Annotated in this window: 1 protein-coding gene; it reads right to left on the reverse strand. The window is 48.3% G+C overall.

Annotated features, from left to right (window positions below):
• Positions 1 to 648: AI-2E family transporter (locus R7Q11_RS27015; RefSeq protein WP_225467092.1), on the reverse strand; the 648-nt coding region annotated here is incomplete at both ends.

Below are 648 nucleotides of genomic sequence, written 5' to 3' on the forward strand. Positions count from 1 at the left end.
CGCCAAACACCAGTACCGCAACAATAATCGCAACCGGGTGAAGGTTAACCGCTTCTGAAAATAGAACTGGCACAAGCACATTACCATCTAGCGCTTGGATGATGCCGTAAGCCAGCAACAACCAGTAGAATTGTGGCGTCATGCCCCATTGGAACAAACCAACAATCGCAACCGGTACGGTTACCGCAGCTGCACCAATATATGGAATCAATACCGACAAGCCTACAGCAACGGCCAAGAGCGCGGAGTAACGTAGGTCTAGAATCGCGAATGTTACGTAGCTCACGCCACCAACAATCAAGATTTCCAGCACTTTCCCGCGAATGTAGTTCGAGATTTGCTCGTTCATCTCGTGCCAAACTTTGTTCGCCAGCTTACGGTTTTTCGGCAAAATGCCGCTCGCCATTCTAAGCATTTCTTCTTTGTCTTTAAGTAGGAAGAAAATCAGCAGCGGCACCAAAATCAAGTACACCGCCAATGTGGCAATACTAACTAACGATGCAAGTGAGCCTTTTACCACGCTTTCACCCAAACCGAGTGCTTGGTTTTTCGCGTTGGTCACGACGGTTTCTACAATTTGTAGGTTCGCCAGTTCCGGATGGCGCTCAGGCAACGTCATGATGAACTTTTGCAGCCCGTTATACATGT

The sequence above is a fragment of the Vibrio sp. 970 genome, from assembly GCF_033339075.1.